We start from the raw sequence: 14551 nt of genomic DNA on the forward strand, positions 1-14551 counted from the left end.
CCTGCCAAATACTCCTCTCTATGCTTCCACCATCTGCGCTGTCAGCCGGCGCACGGTATCCAGAAACTCCTGTTCGGCGCCGGTAAACAAATGACGCGGCCGGTGGATTACGAAATCCTTATTCATCTTGTCCGCCATGGGACACTCTTTCATCACGAGTCCGTGCTCGCTTAAAAAGTCAAACGGTACGGGTGACACCCACATATAACTGCCCGACAAATTCTGCAAAAGGGACAGCTGACTTCCACGGTCATACACGTAAATCCGCTTTTTCTTTCCTTTTAATACGGCGTCACGGTTGATCTGCGAAAACGAAATCGTCGGCACCTGAATATCACCGTGCACAATTTCGGGATAGCCGTCGAGCGCGTGATACGGAATCACAGACGCGTGTGCAAGCGGATGGTTGTTCGCCATCAAAAGGCACATCCGAAATTCCCACAGTGTGGAAAACTCCAGTTTGAGGCTTTTTAAATAGGAAGAGAAATATTCCTCGTGCGCATTCTGTACCCGGATGATGCCAAATGCAGACTCTCCGCCCGCCACATCGCTGATGGCGGTCATCGCATTCGTTTCCTTAAAATGGACTTCGAGCGCAGTATCCGACGGCACCCGATCCAAAAAGGACGTAAACGCCGATGCGATATAGCTTGCACGCGGAACGCTCACCGTCATTTGCAGTGACTCCTGTCCGTCCGATTTATAAAGCGATTCGAGCTCGTCCATCTGGGAAAGAATCGTGCGCGCATAGGAGAGAAACTGTTCCCCCATCGGCGTCGGCTCCACCCCGTGCGCTGTTCGTTTGAAAATGGTGATACGAATCTCGTTTTCAAGATCTTTGACCGCCTTGCTCAAGTTCGGCTGTCCCATAAACAGATTTTTTGCCGCTTTGGAAATCGAACCGGTTCGCTCGATTTCCACCACATAGCGAAGCTGCTGAAAATTCAAAAAGCCTCCTCCTTCCGTGTTATTCTTTTCATTGATATCAGATATCACAATTATACATTACCCGCTTTTTAAAAACAATGATAAAATAAAAGTGTGAAAAGATTCACAATTTCACTTGTTACTTATTTAAAGTTTCTGCCCATAAAGGAGGATTTCTTATGGCTCGTTTTACTCTCCCTCGTGACATTTACTTTGGCCGGGGAACACTCGACACATTAAAAACACTGCCCGGCAAACGCGCGGTCGTTGTGGTTGGCGGCGGTTCAATGAAACGGTTCGGCTTTTTGGATCGTGTGCTTGACAACTTAAAAGAAGCAGGCATTGAAACCAAGCTGTTTGAAGGTGTAGAACCCGATCCGTCGGTTGAAACCGTTCTGCGCGGCGCGGCTGTCATGCAGGAATTTGAGCCGGACTGGATTGTCGCAATCGGCGGCGGTTCTCCGATTGATGCTGCAAAGGCAATGTGGGCATTTTACGAATATCCGGACACCAAATTCGAAGATCTCATCACACCGTTTGCTTTCCCGACACTGCGTCAAAAAGCAAAATTCTTAGCCATTCCGTCGACATCGGGCACCGCAACCGAGGTAACCGCATTCTCCGTTATCACCGATTACCAAAAAGGCATCAAATATCCGCTGGCTGACTTCAACATCACACCGGATATCGCAATCGTTGACCCGGATCTCGCTGAAACAATGCCCAAAAAGCTGACGGCACACACCGGCATGGACGCACTCACTCACGCAATCGAAGCATATGTCTCGACTGCACATTCGCCGTTCACCGATCCGCTTGCACTCAAAGCAATCCAGATGATCGTCGCTTCGCTTGCCGATTCGTACGAAGGTGACCACGATGCACGCGAAACAATGCACTATGCACAGTGCCTGGCTGGCATGGCATTTTCGAACGCACTGCTCGGCATCGTCCATTCCATGGCACACAAAACAGGTGCGGCTTACGAAAACGGTCACATCGTTCACGGCTGTGCAAACGCAATGTATCTGCCGAAGGTCATCCGCTACAACGCCAAAAACGAAGAAGCAGCTGCACGCTATGCAGATATCGCAGCGGCACTCGGCTTGGAACGTCCGACCGTTTTGGAGCAGGTCGAGGGATTGTGCGAACTGATCGAAGACTATAACCGCCGGCTGAACATTCCGTCGTGCATCAAAGATTATGAAAACGGCATGGTACCCGAAGAGGAATTCAAAGCAAAACTTCACGACGTTGCCGCACTGGCAATCAGCGACGCCTGCACCGGTTCCAATCCGCGGATTCCGTCACAGGAGGACATGGAGCGTCTTTTGTCCGCGTGCTACTACAATCTGCCGGTCGATTTTTAAAAATATGCAGGACTTTGCGTTTGTTTTTGCAAAAAATGCTTTACAAACCCGTCTTTGCGCGGCATAATATAATAAGGGACGGTGTATACTGTCCCTTATTATTCATTTTATCTTGAATTTTATGAAAGAAATACGGTGAAACATCATGTATACGATTGTGAAAAAAGAATCACTCAATCCGACGGTCACCCGCATGGTCATTGATGCACCGCTGATTGCGAAAAAAGCACAGCCCGGTCAGTTTGTCATTCTCCGCGTCGACGAAGACGGCGAACGCATTCCGCTGACCGTTGCCGACTATGACCGCGAAGTCGGAACGGTTACAATCATTTTTCAGATTGTCGGTGCTACCACCGAAAAACTGAACCATTTAAACGAAGGCGACTGCCTGTGCGACTTTGCAGGTCCTTTGGGCACCGCTTCCCATGTTGAGGGACTCAAAAAAGTGGCAGTGATCGGCGGCGGCGTTGGCTGTGCAATCGCTTACCCGGTTGCGAAAAAGCTTCACGAGCTGGGCGCTGAGGTGCACTCGGTCGTCGGATTCAGAAACAAAGATCTTGTTATCCTGGAAGACGATTTCCGCGCAGTAAGCGACCGCTATGTGATTGTGACAGACGACGGTTCTTATGGCGACAAAGGTCTTGTTACCGATGCGCTCAAAGCACTCATCGAGAGCGGCGAGCAGTATGACGAAGTCATTGCAATCGGTCCGCTGATTATGATGAAATTCGTCTGCAAACTCACCAAAGAATACGGCATCAAAACCGTCGTCAGCATGAACCCGATCATGATCGACGGCACCGGCATGTGCGGCGGCTGCCGCTTGACTGTCGGCGGCGAGACAAAATTCGCCTGCGTCGACGGTCCGGATTTTGACGGCCATCTCGTTGATTTTGACGAGGCAATGCAGCGCGGTGCAATGTACCGCCCGTTTGAAGCAAAAAAACGCGAGGAAACTTGCAACCTGTTTAAGGGGGTCAACTGATCATGCCGAATATGTCGCTTACCAAAAATGAAATGCCGGTACAGGACCCGAAAGTGCGCAGCCGCAACTTTGACGAGGTCGCACTCGGCTATACAGAAGAACAGGCGGTTGACGAAGCAAACCGCTGCTTAAACTGCAAACACAAACCGTGTGTATCGGGATGTCCGGTTTGCATCGACATTCCTGCATTCATCGAAAAGGTGAAAGAACGCGATTTCGCTGCTGCTTATGAAATTTTGTCGAAATCGAGCTCGCTTCCGGCTGTCTGCGGACGTGTGTGCCCGCAGGAAACCCAGTGTGAATCGAAATGCGTCCGCGGTATCAAAGGCGAGCCGGTTGCAATCGGCCGACTTGAGCGTTTTGTCGCAGACTGGCACATGGCACACAGCACTGAAGCCGTCAAAAAACCGGTCTCTAACGGCAAAAAAGTCGCTGTCATCGGTGCAGGTCCTGCCGGTCTCACCTGCGCAGGCGATCTGCAGAAAGCAGGCTATGATGTGACGGTATTTGAAGCACTTCACACAGCCGGCGGCGTGCTGGTATACGGCATTCCGGAGTTCCGTCTGCCGAAAGCGATTGTGCAAAAAGAAATCGACAATTTAAAAGCACTCGGCGTACACGTACAGACCAACATGGTCATCGGCAAGGTACTTTCCATTGACGAGCTGTTCGACGACTACGGCTTTGAAGCTGCATTCATCGGCTCCGGCGCCGGACTTCCGCGCTTTATGAATATCCCGGGCGAGAACTTAAACGGCGTTTATTCCGCAAACGAGTTCTTGACCCGTACAAACCTGATGAAAGCATACCGCGAAGGTGCTGACACCCCGATTCAGCACGCGAAAAAGGTTGCAGTTGTGGGCGGCGGCAACGTTGCAATGGACGCTGCACGCTGTGCAATGCGTCTGGGCGCGGAGGAAGTACATATTGTCTACCGCCGTTCGCTCGAAGAAATGCCTGCCCGCCGCGAGGAAATCGAACACGCGATGGAAGAGGGCGTCATCTTTGATATGCTCACCAACCCGGTTGAAATCATCGGTGACGAAAATAAAGCTGTCTGCGGCATGCGCTGTGTGAAAATGGAGCTTGGCGAACCGGACGCTTCCGGCCGCCGCAGCCCGGTTGTCATCGAAGGCAGTGACTTTGTCATGGACGCAGACTGTGTCATCATGGCAATCGGCACATCGCCGAACCCGCTGATTCGTTCGACCACCAAAGGTCTCGAAACGAACCGCCGCGGCTGTATTGTTGCCGAGGAAGAAACAGGTCTGACTTCCCGCGAAGGCATTTATGCCGGCGGCGATGCAGTCACCGGTGCGGCAACTGTCATTTTGGCGATGGGTGCCGGCAAAAAAGCGGCAAAAGCCATCGACGAGTATTTATCGAATAAATAATAAATTTGCAAACAAAAACTGCGGCGCATAAAGCGCCGCAGTTTTTTATTATCCAATCCACGGAATGACGTATGACACGCCGAATCCAATCATAAACGATGCCGCATTTGCACAAATCGCAAACCAGATCGCTCGATGCGTCTCCCGCTCCTGTTTCACCAGATGATCGATCGCAAACACATAGACTGCCGCTTCAATCAGGAAAATCAAACATTCCACCGGCAGATACAGCACCATTGCCCATGCACCGCCGGCTGTATGATTGACAAGCAAAAGCAGTGCGTTCAACAAAAGCTGTGTGACAATATTGACACCGCCGATCAGCAGAATTTGCTGTTTTTTTCGATAGCCGAACACAAACGCTATCCCAATCTCAATCGCGATCGTCAGCGCCATACGCACCACAAGTGCACCGACCTCCTTGATCGTCCGGTAAATGCGCTGTGTCGTGACAGCCTGTTCCGAAACAACCTGCGCGATCGTTTCATTTTCCACATGCACCGTATAGTAACTGTGGAATGCATCACATTCATAGGTCAGGCTGCTCACCGCAAACTGATCACTCCCCGGAAAATATAACAGCACCTTAAACGTCTGCGGCGGATAATATCCCCAGACAAACGGTGTTTCATCCGAACAAGCGCCCAGATACTGCAAAAAGTAGTATCCGTCTGCATCTTGATACGAAACAAACGCCTGATAAATCTCATAGTCAGGATCTGTTGGCTGATACATGGCATTTTCTTTCGAAGGATCGCAAACCGAATACGGCCCTGTCGATGATTCTTTTGACAACAATGTTGCATAACAAGGTGTGTCGATGCCTTCAAAACGAAGCGTTACAGATGGTTTCGGTCCCATATCTGCTGACACCGGCAATGCAAATATGCACATGCACAATATCGCCAAACATATCATCCATTTTCCCTTCATCCAAACCACCCCTTGCCGCCTATCTTCAATGTTAGTATAACACGGATAGCGGAATGTTTCAACAAATTCATTCTATCAACAGGTGCATTTTTGATTGACATGTTCTACTTTTCATCAGATGATCCGCATTTTTTCTTCGCACGGACAGCCATATACCGTTCGCTGAATTCCTCTGCACTGATCGGATGCCCATAAAAATATCCTTGACCGTAATCACATGACAGCTTCATCATCGTATCCTTATCCGTCTGTGTTTCAATTCCCTCTGCGACCGTCGAAATGCCAAGCTTTTTCGCAAACGAAATAATTTGTTCCAATATGATCAGACGGCGTCCGTTATCACCATACGACGTCTTCTGCACAAATCCGCGATCAAGTTTCAGCTCATCAATATTGAGATGATATAACATATTCAGTGAAGAATATCCGCTTCCGAAATCATCCATAGATACTTTGAATCCCTTACTGCGCAAAACATCAATCTGGCTTCTGATCTGCTCAAAATCACCTACCGCAGTTCTTTCGAGAATTTCAAGTGTAATCAGTGAAGGGGAAATCTGATAACGATTCACGAGTTGTGTCAATACTTCCGGATAATTGCCGTTTGCAAACAGCAGCTTTGACTGATTGACAGAAATCGGAATCGGCTCAATTCCACTGTCAATCCATGCGCGGATTTGTTCGCACACCCGCTCCAGCATATACATATCCAGATTCACACAAAAACCGTTCTCCTCAAACAGCGGTATGAATTCATTGGGATATCGGTACGATCCATCCGGCTTCTGCCAACGCACCAGTGCTTCTGCACCAATGATTTTATCGTTTTTCAAGTCATTTTTCGGCTGCAAAAACAGCTTGAACTCATGGCTTTGGAGCGCCGGCTGCATGTGCGTTTCAATTTTTCCTTTTTCCCGAATCTTTTCATGCAGCTTTTCATCATAAAATGCGACATCGATATGATGCTTTTGACGAATTCCCTGCAACGCCACCAGCGCCTGTTCGCGGTCACCTTCCACGGCCACCCCAGCGTACAGTGAGATTTCATAGCTGTATTCCGCATGAGAAGACTCCTGTTTGACCTGCCCGATGATTGCTTCCAAGCGTTCTTTGATAATCGTTTGGTCATCCTCTCCAAGCAATAAATAAAACAGATCACTGGAATCACGACAGAATAACTCTTCATCATTCAAATGATTTTCAATTGCTTTTTTGAGATAGCACAGCACCTTATCGCCATAATATTTTCCAAACAGATCATTGATTCCTTTGAAATTGTGGATATTCAATGCGACAACACTGTATGCCTTATGCTTTTTCGTAAACGCTTGAAAGTCACGGTCGAATCTCCTTGTGTTTTTAGCGCCTGTAACCGTATCAAAATATGCAAAATGGAGCAGCAAGTCTGCATTTTTACGAAATCGATAATAGCCGTAAACCATAAGTGCCAGCATAATAATCAAAAGCGCAAAGAACACACATCCAACCATAATGATGATCCGGCCAAATGATGCCGCAGATCCCCACATCCTGTCGGCACAAAACAAATTCCAACCATTGATTTTGGTCGGATAAATATAAAAATGGCACTGTTCTCCTTCATAGAAAAAACTGCCGTAAACCGGCTCTTGGCTGGCAATCGCTTTTTCGACCTGTTTTCTGGTATTATCATCTAAATACGGTACGTCAAAAACCGTCAAGGGCTCTTCTTTTACAATCGTATTCTTCGAACGGACTAAAACGTCGCCGTCTTTATTGAGCAAGTGAACATACCCATGCCCACTCATGACAAAATTACCGTCTACAATAAAAAACGAATGATTGGTTTTATGAAATCTCAATATGATATAGATGTTATTTAATAAGGTTGTGCAACTTCATTTTCCAATAAATGGTGTGATACAAACCGAAATCCACTGTTAGACCTAAACAAAAGAGCTATCTGACTTCAACTTGAAATCAGATAGCTCTTTACTTTTGCAATAATCCAAATAATGTTGCCATTTTGTTGCCACAAAGGACATTCAAACAGCTAAAACCGCATAACTACGGGCTTTTTTAACGGTGAGAAATCATTCCCATTCTTTTACAATATTCTCCCACACCCTATTTTCAGTGCGTTTTCCTATCATTTCAGGCGTTTTTGAGGGCATTTTTCTATGTCGTATTTTATTTATCGTCCCTCGTGTTGCAAAAAGTGTTGCAATTACTGCAAAGAAATGATACCACACGGTTTTGAGGTTGGGTATGTAGAAATCGTTAATTCATTATAAACAAAAAGCCCGGTTTCGTCAACCGGACTTCATTGTTAGATAGCGCTCTTGATATATAGGTTATCAATGATTTCTGCAATCAATTTTACATTCGCCATCAGCTCATCATCTACCGTTCCTCCGTTTTCAATTCGCTGCAATTCAGCCAATACTTCATTGAGCTTATCATAAACAGCTCTATGGACTTTGCAGTTGCCTTTCACATAAATAGTTCGGTCAAGCAACTTGGATGTAATGTAATCCTGCTTTGTCATTCCTGAAAGCTCTACAACAGTGTTGATCTGTTTGTCCTCTTCTGAAGAAACACGAAAGGCTATTGTTTTATCTCGAAACCTATTATGGGTATCACAGTTTTTAGCTGACATATTTTTACCTCCTCCTAAGACTGTCAAGATCATTTGCAATCGTCTTTTGAACTTCATCAAACAGATGTCCATAAATATCCTGCGTCGTTTTAATGGATTTGTGTCCTATCCGTTTTGACACCTCAAAAATATCATATTTCTTGCTTATAAGAAGGGATACATGAGAATGTCGCAACCCGTGTACGGTAATACGCCTCAATCCTGCTTCTTCAGATAACTTGTGAAAACGATTTGTAAGTTTTGATTTAGTTTAGGGGTTGGAGTGTGAGGAAGGGGAAGAAGAAAAACACACTCCGCCTTACCTGCTGTCACGCTCGGCACGGTTACGCAAAAACTTGTTGTAATGCTCCAGCGCCTTGCAGACATACTCCTCCGTTTGGTTGATGGGGATATTTTTCGGGATCAGGCTTCGCACCCTGTCCCCACGCAAAACAATCTTCTCACGCTGATTCGGCTTTTCCTCGCTCATAATCGCAGAAATCGCTTCTGTTGTCAGCTTGCCTTCCTCGAAAAATTTCCGCATACGGATTGCCTGATCGTGGGATGGGGTACAATCGTTCAAGTCGATTTCGTCCACCAAATCCCTCTGGCAGTCCTCGTTCAGATAGGACAGTTCAACGGCGGGGCGCATTTTAATCCTGCCCTCGTCTACAAATTCGAGCAATTCAGGAACAAGGTTTGTAAGACGGATATATCTGTGTATTTGATTTCGACTATCGCCACATTCCTCGCTCATTAAATCAAGCGATTGCTTACCTCGTAAATCAATCCCCACTGGGGATGAATTTTCTTTTCTCGGTCTGCCTGCCTGTCTTTTCATAGCGTCCAGCCGCATTTTATATGCGTGGGCTTTTTCCGAGGGAAGTATCTGCGACCGTTGGAAGTTGCTTTCGACCATTAAAATCGTCGCTTCATCACGGTCGAGGTCTACCACCTCACATCTGAGCGTTTCAAATCCGGCAAGCTCGCAAGCCCTTTTTCGCCTGTGTCCTGAAATAAGCTCGTATCTGCCGTCCTCCTTCTGCCTTACGGTAGCGGGAGTAATCACGCCACGCTCTTTGATACTTTCCACAAGCTGAAACATATCCTCATCTTCCCGCACCTTAAACGGGTGGTCGGGGAAATCGTCGATTTCCTCAAGCGGAATATCCCTGATTTTAGACAGCTTCGCTTCGTCCCTTTCCTCCTGAGAGGAAAACAGCTCATCGAGCGTGTTCGTGGGCAGCGTGAAGTCGCTCTTTCTGCCTGCCATCGGCTAACACCTCCTTTGTGAAACCGGCGTAAGCCTTAGACACCGGACTGTTCGGCTCATAGGCGTAGATACTTGTGCCTTTAGAAGATACCTCTGCGGCTTTTACGGCTGCCGGAATCATTGATCTATATATCCTGATATGGCTGCCGAAATTTTCCCTGAGTGCTTCCACTGTGCTTTTCGCAAGATTTGTCCTTCCGTCCACAAGCGTCAGAAGAATACCGTCGATTTTCAAATCGGCGTTTGTGTGTTTCCTTACTTTCGCAATCGTCCCCAAAAGCTGCGTCATTCCCTTAGCGGGAAGATACTGCGCCTGAACGGGGATAATCACGCTGTCAGCCGCCGTAAGAGCGTTAAAGGTAATCATACCCAAGCTCGGCATACAGTCGATAAGGACATAATCGTACTTGTCTTTTACAAGGCTCAGGTAATTCTTCAGGACGCTCTCTCGGCTCATCGCTGTTACAAGCGTCATTTCCAATGACGATAGACTGAGATTGGACGGTACAAGGTCTACTTTCTCTTTATGTTGCAGGATACCGTCAAAGGGATTTTGCTCCTGCTCCGATATGATCGCTTGTAACTTCTCTGTCAGCGTTACGGAAAGACTGTCGCTATCCCTCCAGCCGAGGCAGGTCGTTAAATCGCCCTGTGGATCAGCGTCAATCAGAAGCACTTTTTTTCCTTGCATAGCAAGTCCGACGCCTAAATTAACCGTAGTCGTGGTCTTGCCCACACCGCCTTTTTGATTGCATACTGCAATCGTCTTGCAGTTTGACATCTCCGGCTTTACCTCCTTTCATAGATTTCACAGCCTGCCTCAATAAGAGGCGGCTATGTAAAGACCGCAGTATTTGTTCTCAACACCCCCTGCGGAAAGCGATTTGCTTTGTACGGGAAGCACTAAGGTTACAGTTTGCGAAACCGTATCATAGGAATCTCACCTCTGCCGGGTACTCCGCCAGCTCCGTAGAGAAGTATCATTATCATTCTGACTGTCATTGCCGTTTCAGTAGCAAGCTGAATTTCAGGTCGGGGATTCTCGCTCGTTCTCCGTATATCAATAGGAAAAGTCACGGCGTACCCACCTTCGGGCTATTCATCAGAACTAATGTCCTTAGCGCCTGTCTATTCAATTTTCAAGGTACTTTGAAGGGGGAAATCCCCTGCGGGAAACAACCCCTTCACTTATTCCCACTGGGAGAGGTCAAATGCACCCCCTAAATCTCAAAAAAATTTGAAAAAAATTTTTTGCCCTTGAAAATTGCCCTAAAACGCAAAAAAGCCGCCTGCTTCTCCGTAGAGAAACAAGCGGCTAAAATAACCATCTATATTACCAAACAGACCGACTATTTCTAATTTATTGAAAGTGATCTCCTTTTTCCTTATAATGAAATCACACAGAGGAGGTGGCATAATGCAAATAGAAATTAAGATTGAGGACTCCTGCAAAGAACCTAAAGTGATTATATTGACGGCTTCAATGACTGAAGAAGTTAATTCTATCATAAAGAAGTTGTCGGAAGATGTTCCTCAGATAATAACCGGCATAAAAAACGAAAAAATTGAAGTATTGGAGCAATCAGATTTAATCAGAGTCTATGCAAGTTCAGGAAAAGTTTTTGCTGTCACTGACAACGGAGAATACACTCTACGCATTAGGCTGTACGAGATAGAGGAACGCTTGAACTCTCATCAATTCGTCCGTATTTCCAACTCGGAGATTATTAATCTGAAAAGAGTTGATAATTTCGATTTGAGCTTTACCGGAACTATTTGCGTGAAACTTTCAAATGGAACAACAACCTATGTATCCCGACGATATGTTGCTAAAATCAAAAAAATATTAGGAATATGAGGTGACGAAAATGAAAAAGAAAATATTCTATCGTGCTTTAATAGGTTTCCCTATTGGTATTTCCATCGGAAACTTAATTATGATTCTTATATCTCTCGGATGGGCTAACGGATATTACTCTCCTTGTGTACCTGATCTCATAACAGCAATGGGGAATGAAATAAATGCCGTCATTATTCAGACTGTTCTCTGTGGACTGTTAGGTTCAGGATTTAGTGTCAGTTCTGTAATTTGGGAAATAGAGGATTGGAGTATTGTAAAACAAACCGGAATTTATTTTCTGATTATCTCTGTAATAATGCTGCCTATTGCCTATTTTATGTACTGGATGGAACACAGCGTTACCGGATTTCTTAGTTACTTTGGTATATTCATTCTGATTTTTGCTGTAATTTGGATTGTCCAATTCATTATTGGAAAAAAGAATATAAAAAGAATGAATGAGAAGCTATCTGAAACAAGAAACACAGATTCTAACAACTAAATCTATCATAATTTCAAAACAAGAGCCTCCATACACTACGATAGGGAGGCTCTTGTTATAGGTATTGTACCTTGATCTTCTTCTGCTTTGCTTTGAAGAATTTACAGAGAACATCATCTACTGCGTCTGTATATCTGCCTTGTGCTATAAGAGCGTTTTTAAGGTCAATAAGAGATTGTATAATCTGCCAGCGTTCTTGTTCATCTAAATAAATATGGTAGTCTTTTTGTTTCATCTGCCACACCTCCTGACTACCATCACTATACAAAAAAGAAACTAAAATTTCAATTATGCCTCTCACAATAAAAAAGGACTCCAACTTTTTATGGTTGAAGTCCTGATCGTATTTATGGCTTTACTTCAAAGCCACTTATCATTATTTCATCTGTTGCAAAATACTTTTTGCTTTCAAGGTGTTGCAAAAATGTTGCAAAAACAATTTAACCATTTGGGTAATGTCCGCAAACCCGCATAAACACTGGGTTTTTCGGCACCTCATAACCCGTTCCGATCACTCCCACTCGGCAAATCAGGATTTAATATAGTCCCTGAAGTAAGGTATATTCCCAATAAAGGCCTGTTTTCCATGGGTAATCCCACCAATTTCCTATGTCTCAAAGGTGTGTTGTACTGTTTTGGTATCATTTCAGTACCGGACAGTGCTTTTTTACGGAAAATACTTTCGTGCACTATTCTACCCTGAATAATGATACCCGTCCCACACATCCCAGACACAGTGGCTTGGGGGTTACATATTATTGTATTCAAATTTAGGGTCTTGTCAAGCGGAAGCGTTTTCTTCCCTTGAGAACGACTTCATTATACTATAAACAGATCAAGACGACAAATGTGCAAATCCCTAATTTTCAAGAAATTTGCACATTCTTTTTCTCACGGTTTAATTATTAGTTACAGAACAAAAGGGTGCTGTCCACGAAGGACAACACCCTTTGAGATGATTACCTGTTCTTTTTCCTCTCAGCTATGACATAATCCCATCCTGGTCTTTCGCAGCGATCACACTTGTCTTTTTCGCGCTGGAAAGGATCTAAGCGGCGGACAATATATTTTCCGGAAGACTTGTATGCTTCCATGCATTGAGGACATAGGCAGCGCACACTCGAAGTATCTTTTGGCTCATAATTCCATAAGCCAAAGGTCTTCTTAATCGCTTTTGCCAATGTGCGTTTGAGTGAATCTTCAGTGATTGTGCCTATATATGCACCCAAGTCTTCCTGATTGACCGTCCTGGACTGCTCGATCATGACCATGGACGGTTTAGTTAATCCAAACTGTTCTCCCAAAACCACATGAGAAGGGAGATACTGTTTTTTAATGGCCGATGTGATCGTAGCCACCATTGTAGTCGGGCTGTGCGCATTGAAGCGATCATCCTGGATAACCAACACAGGCCTTTTCCCTGACTGAATCGAACCGGTGGTCTCACCGAAATCATACAAATAGATCTCAAATCTCTTAACTGAATTCTTTTTCATAATGTAAACCTCGCAATCTTTTTTTGAAGAGATTTAAGTCCCTTCACATATTCCGAATTTCAGAGGGGTAAAAGTCAACCCTGGTTCATAAATTTTTTAATTGCAGCCAAAGCAAGTTTGATGGATTTTTCTACTGCTTGTTTTGTGGTGCCTTCTTCAGCTGCGATCTCAACCATATTCAGCTGAAGGAAGAATCTCTTGTGAATTCGTTCTTTTTGAACTGCAGTCAACTGGTCAATAGCGTCATAAAGCAGAGACCAATCCGGCTCAGAAAACGGATCACAAACAAGTTCCTCATGAAAGGTTTCAAACATACCATCTTCATAAGGAAACGCATCGCGCAATTTAGCGTCGCGGATTTCGTGCTTGCGGTCGTTATGATGCGATTCTGCAATTGGTGCAAACACTTCTCGTGTCACATAGATAAAAGGCATGTATGGTTTAAGTTCATCCGCATATCGTTCCATTACTTCGGACTCCGGAAGAGAGGAGACCAGCATCCATTTTGCCTTTCCGGTATATCCCGGATATTCCTGTTTCATATTTACAAGTCTGCAGTCAGTTCTAAAAGCAGACACTCTATTCTCATGATTTGTCATTATCGTAATCTCCTTGAATTTGAATTTTTGAATTTGGGTGAAAGTCAAAAATTCGGAGATTACGGATACTTAGCCAGGTAGGCTTCCCACCATCTTTTGCGCATAATAAAAGGCTTCCTTTCTGATTTCTCAGCCGGAAGCCTCTTATCACGACGGTCTGTATTTGCCGAAAACAAAAAGCCACCGGCAAGACAGACTGAGCCTATAAACTCAATCTATCTTGTCGGTGGCCTCTCATGTCTGCTTAACGCAAGTCTGGATTAACACAACCGAAGTGTTTCAAAGCAAGTGACCTGGAGATGGAATTACGCGGCCTATTTCATCCCAACCATTCCGTCGTTTTGCCGTTTATTCAATTTTCTGTTGCTTATAATCTTTCGGCTCCAGTAGGAGCATATAAATCAATAGAGTCATGTCTGCGACCCTTAAAACTTCTAACCATTACCACACGGCATCGCTCACATTCAAGCTTTATGGTTCCTTGTGCATTTTTATAGCCCGTGACCAAAGCTCCACAATTTGGACAATGCCATGAGAATGGTACCCATTCTTCATGCTTTGTCATTTCGTACTGTACCCCTTTACTGCATAGTGTGCGTCTTATCTCTCCGCGCA

Annotated in this window: 14 protein-coding genes and 1 pseudogene; 5 read left to right on the forward strand and 10 right to left on the reverse strand. The window is 45.2% G+C overall.

Features of this window, described 5'->3' with window-relative positions; all coding sequences use genetic code 11:
* Positions 1-18 precede the first annotated feature (18 nt).
* Positions 19-948, reverse strand: a complete 930-nt coding sequence (locus H6A12_RS06545; protein WP_204446085.1) for a LysR family transcriptional regulator — start codon at positions 946-948, stop codon at positions 19-21.
* A gap of 158 nt (positions 949-1106) precedes the next feature.
* Between H6A12_RS06545 and H6A12_RS06550 the strand changes: the two genes are divergently transcribed.
* From H6A12_RS06550 to gltA, 3 genes are all read left to right on the forward strand, one after another.
* Positions 1107-2297 (forward strand): iron-containing alcohol dehydrogenase, encoded by a 1191-nt coding sequence (locus tag H6A12_RS06550; RefSeq protein ID WP_204446088.1) that lies wholly within the window; start codon positions 1107-1109, stop codon positions 2295-2297.
* A gap of 145 nt (positions 2298-2442) precedes the next feature.
* The gene (locus H6A12_RS06555) at positions 2443-3282 is read left to right on the forward strand and encodes a sulfide/dihydroorotate dehydrogenase-like FAD/NAD-binding protein (RefSeq protein ID WP_204446090.1); all 840 of its coding nucleotides are present in this window, start codon (positions 2443-2445) and stop codon (positions 3280-3282) included.
* A gap of 2 nt (positions 3283-3284) precedes the next feature.
* Entirely contained in the window at positions 3285-4676 is a 1392-nt protein-coding gene (gene gltA / locus H6A12_RS06560; RefSeq protein WP_204446092.1) for an NADPH-dependent glutamate synthase, read from the forward strand.
* A gap of 48 nt (positions 4677-4724) precedes the next feature.
* Here gltA and H6A12_RS06565 read toward each other — a convergent pair whose 3' ends face one another.
* The 6 genes and pseudogenes from H6A12_RS06565 to H6A12_RS06590 all read right to left on the reverse strand — a co-directional run bounded on the left by H6A12_RS06565 (position 4725) and on the right by H6A12_RS06590 (position 10280).
* Positions 4725-5537 carry a hypothetical protein gene (locus tag H6A12_RS06565; RefSeq protein ID WP_204446095.1) on the reverse strand — a complete coding sequence of 271 codons (813 nt, stop codon included), beginning with the start codon at positions 5535-5537 and terminating at the stop codon, positions 4725-4727.
* A 176-nt stretch (positions 5538-5713) separates the two neighbouring features.
* Entirely contained in the window at positions 5714-7396 is a 1683-nt protein-coding gene (locus tag H6A12_RS06570; RefSeq protein ID WP_204446097.1) for a putative bifunctional diguanylate cyclase/phosphodiesterase, read from the reverse strand.
* 521 nt (positions 7397-7917) lie between these two features.
* Entirely contained in the window at positions 7918-8247 is a 330-nt protein-coding gene (locus H6A12_RS06575) for a plasmid mobilization protein (RefSeq protein WP_204446099.1), read from the reverse strand.
* 4 nt (positions 8248-8251) lie between these two features.
* Positions 8252-8482: pseudogene (locus tag H6A12_RS13785) on the reverse strand (tyrosine-type recombinase/integrase); the annotation flags it as partial.
* A 63-nt stretch (positions 8483-8545) separates the two neighbouring features.
* A complete protein-coding gene (locus H6A12_RS06585; protein WP_015517958.1) occupies positions 8546-9499 on the reverse strand; it encodes a ParB/RepB/Spo0J family partition protein in 954 nt (317 codons plus the stop codon).
* Positions 9450-10280, reverse strand: a complete 831-nt coding sequence (locus H6A12_RS06590; RefSeq protein ID WP_204446102.1) for a ParA family protein — start codon at positions 10278-10280, stop codon at positions 9450-9452. Before H6A12_RS06590 ends, H6A12_RS06585 begins: the two co-directional genes overlap by 50 nt.
* A 636-nt stretch (positions 10281-10916) precedes the next feature.
* Between H6A12_RS06590 and H6A12_RS06595 the strand changes: the two genes are divergently transcribed.
* Entirely contained in the window at positions 10917-11357 is a 441-nt protein-coding gene (locus H6A12_RS06595) for a LytTR family DNA-binding domain-containing protein (protein WP_204446105.1), read from the forward strand.
* A gap of 10 nt (positions 11358-11367) precedes the next feature.
* Positions 11368-11841 carry a DUF3021 domain-containing protein gene (locus tag H6A12_RS06600; RefSeq protein ID WP_204446107.1) on the forward strand — a complete coding sequence of 158 codons (474 nt, stop codon included), beginning with the start codon at positions 11368-11370 and terminating at the stop codon, positions 11839-11841.
* A gap of 55 nt (positions 11842-11896) precedes the next feature.
* Here H6A12_RS06600 and H6A12_RS06605 read toward each other — a convergent pair whose 3' ends face one another.
* The 3 genes from H6A12_RS06605 to H6A12_RS06615 form a co-directional block, all read right to left on the reverse strand.
* The gene (locus H6A12_RS06605) at positions 11897-12076 is read right to left on the reverse strand and encodes a hypothetical protein (RefSeq protein ID WP_204446109.1); all 180 of its coding nucleotides are present in this window, start codon (positions 12074-12076) and stop codon (positions 11897-11899) included.
* A gap of 724 nt (positions 12077-12800) precedes the next feature.
* The gene (locus H6A12_RS06610) at positions 12801-13337 is read right to left on the reverse strand and encodes a type II toxin-antitoxin system PemK/MazF family toxin (protein ID WP_204446112.1); all 537 of its coding nucleotides are present in this window, start codon (positions 13335-13337) and stop codon (positions 12801-12803) included.
* A gap of 74 nt (positions 13338-13411) precedes the next feature.
* Positions 13412-13936 carry a hypothetical protein gene (locus H6A12_RS06615; protein ID WP_204446114.1) on the reverse strand — a complete coding sequence of 175 codons (525 nt, stop codon included), beginning with the start codon at positions 13934-13936 and terminating at the stop codon, positions 13412-13414.
* Between the last annotated feature and the right edge of the window lie 615 nt (positions 13937-14551).

Origin of the sequence: Merdimmobilis hominis, from assembly GCF_016901855.1 — a bacterium.
Classification (GTDB): Bacteria; Bacillota; Clostridia; order Oscillospirales; family Ruminococcaceae; genus Paludihabitans.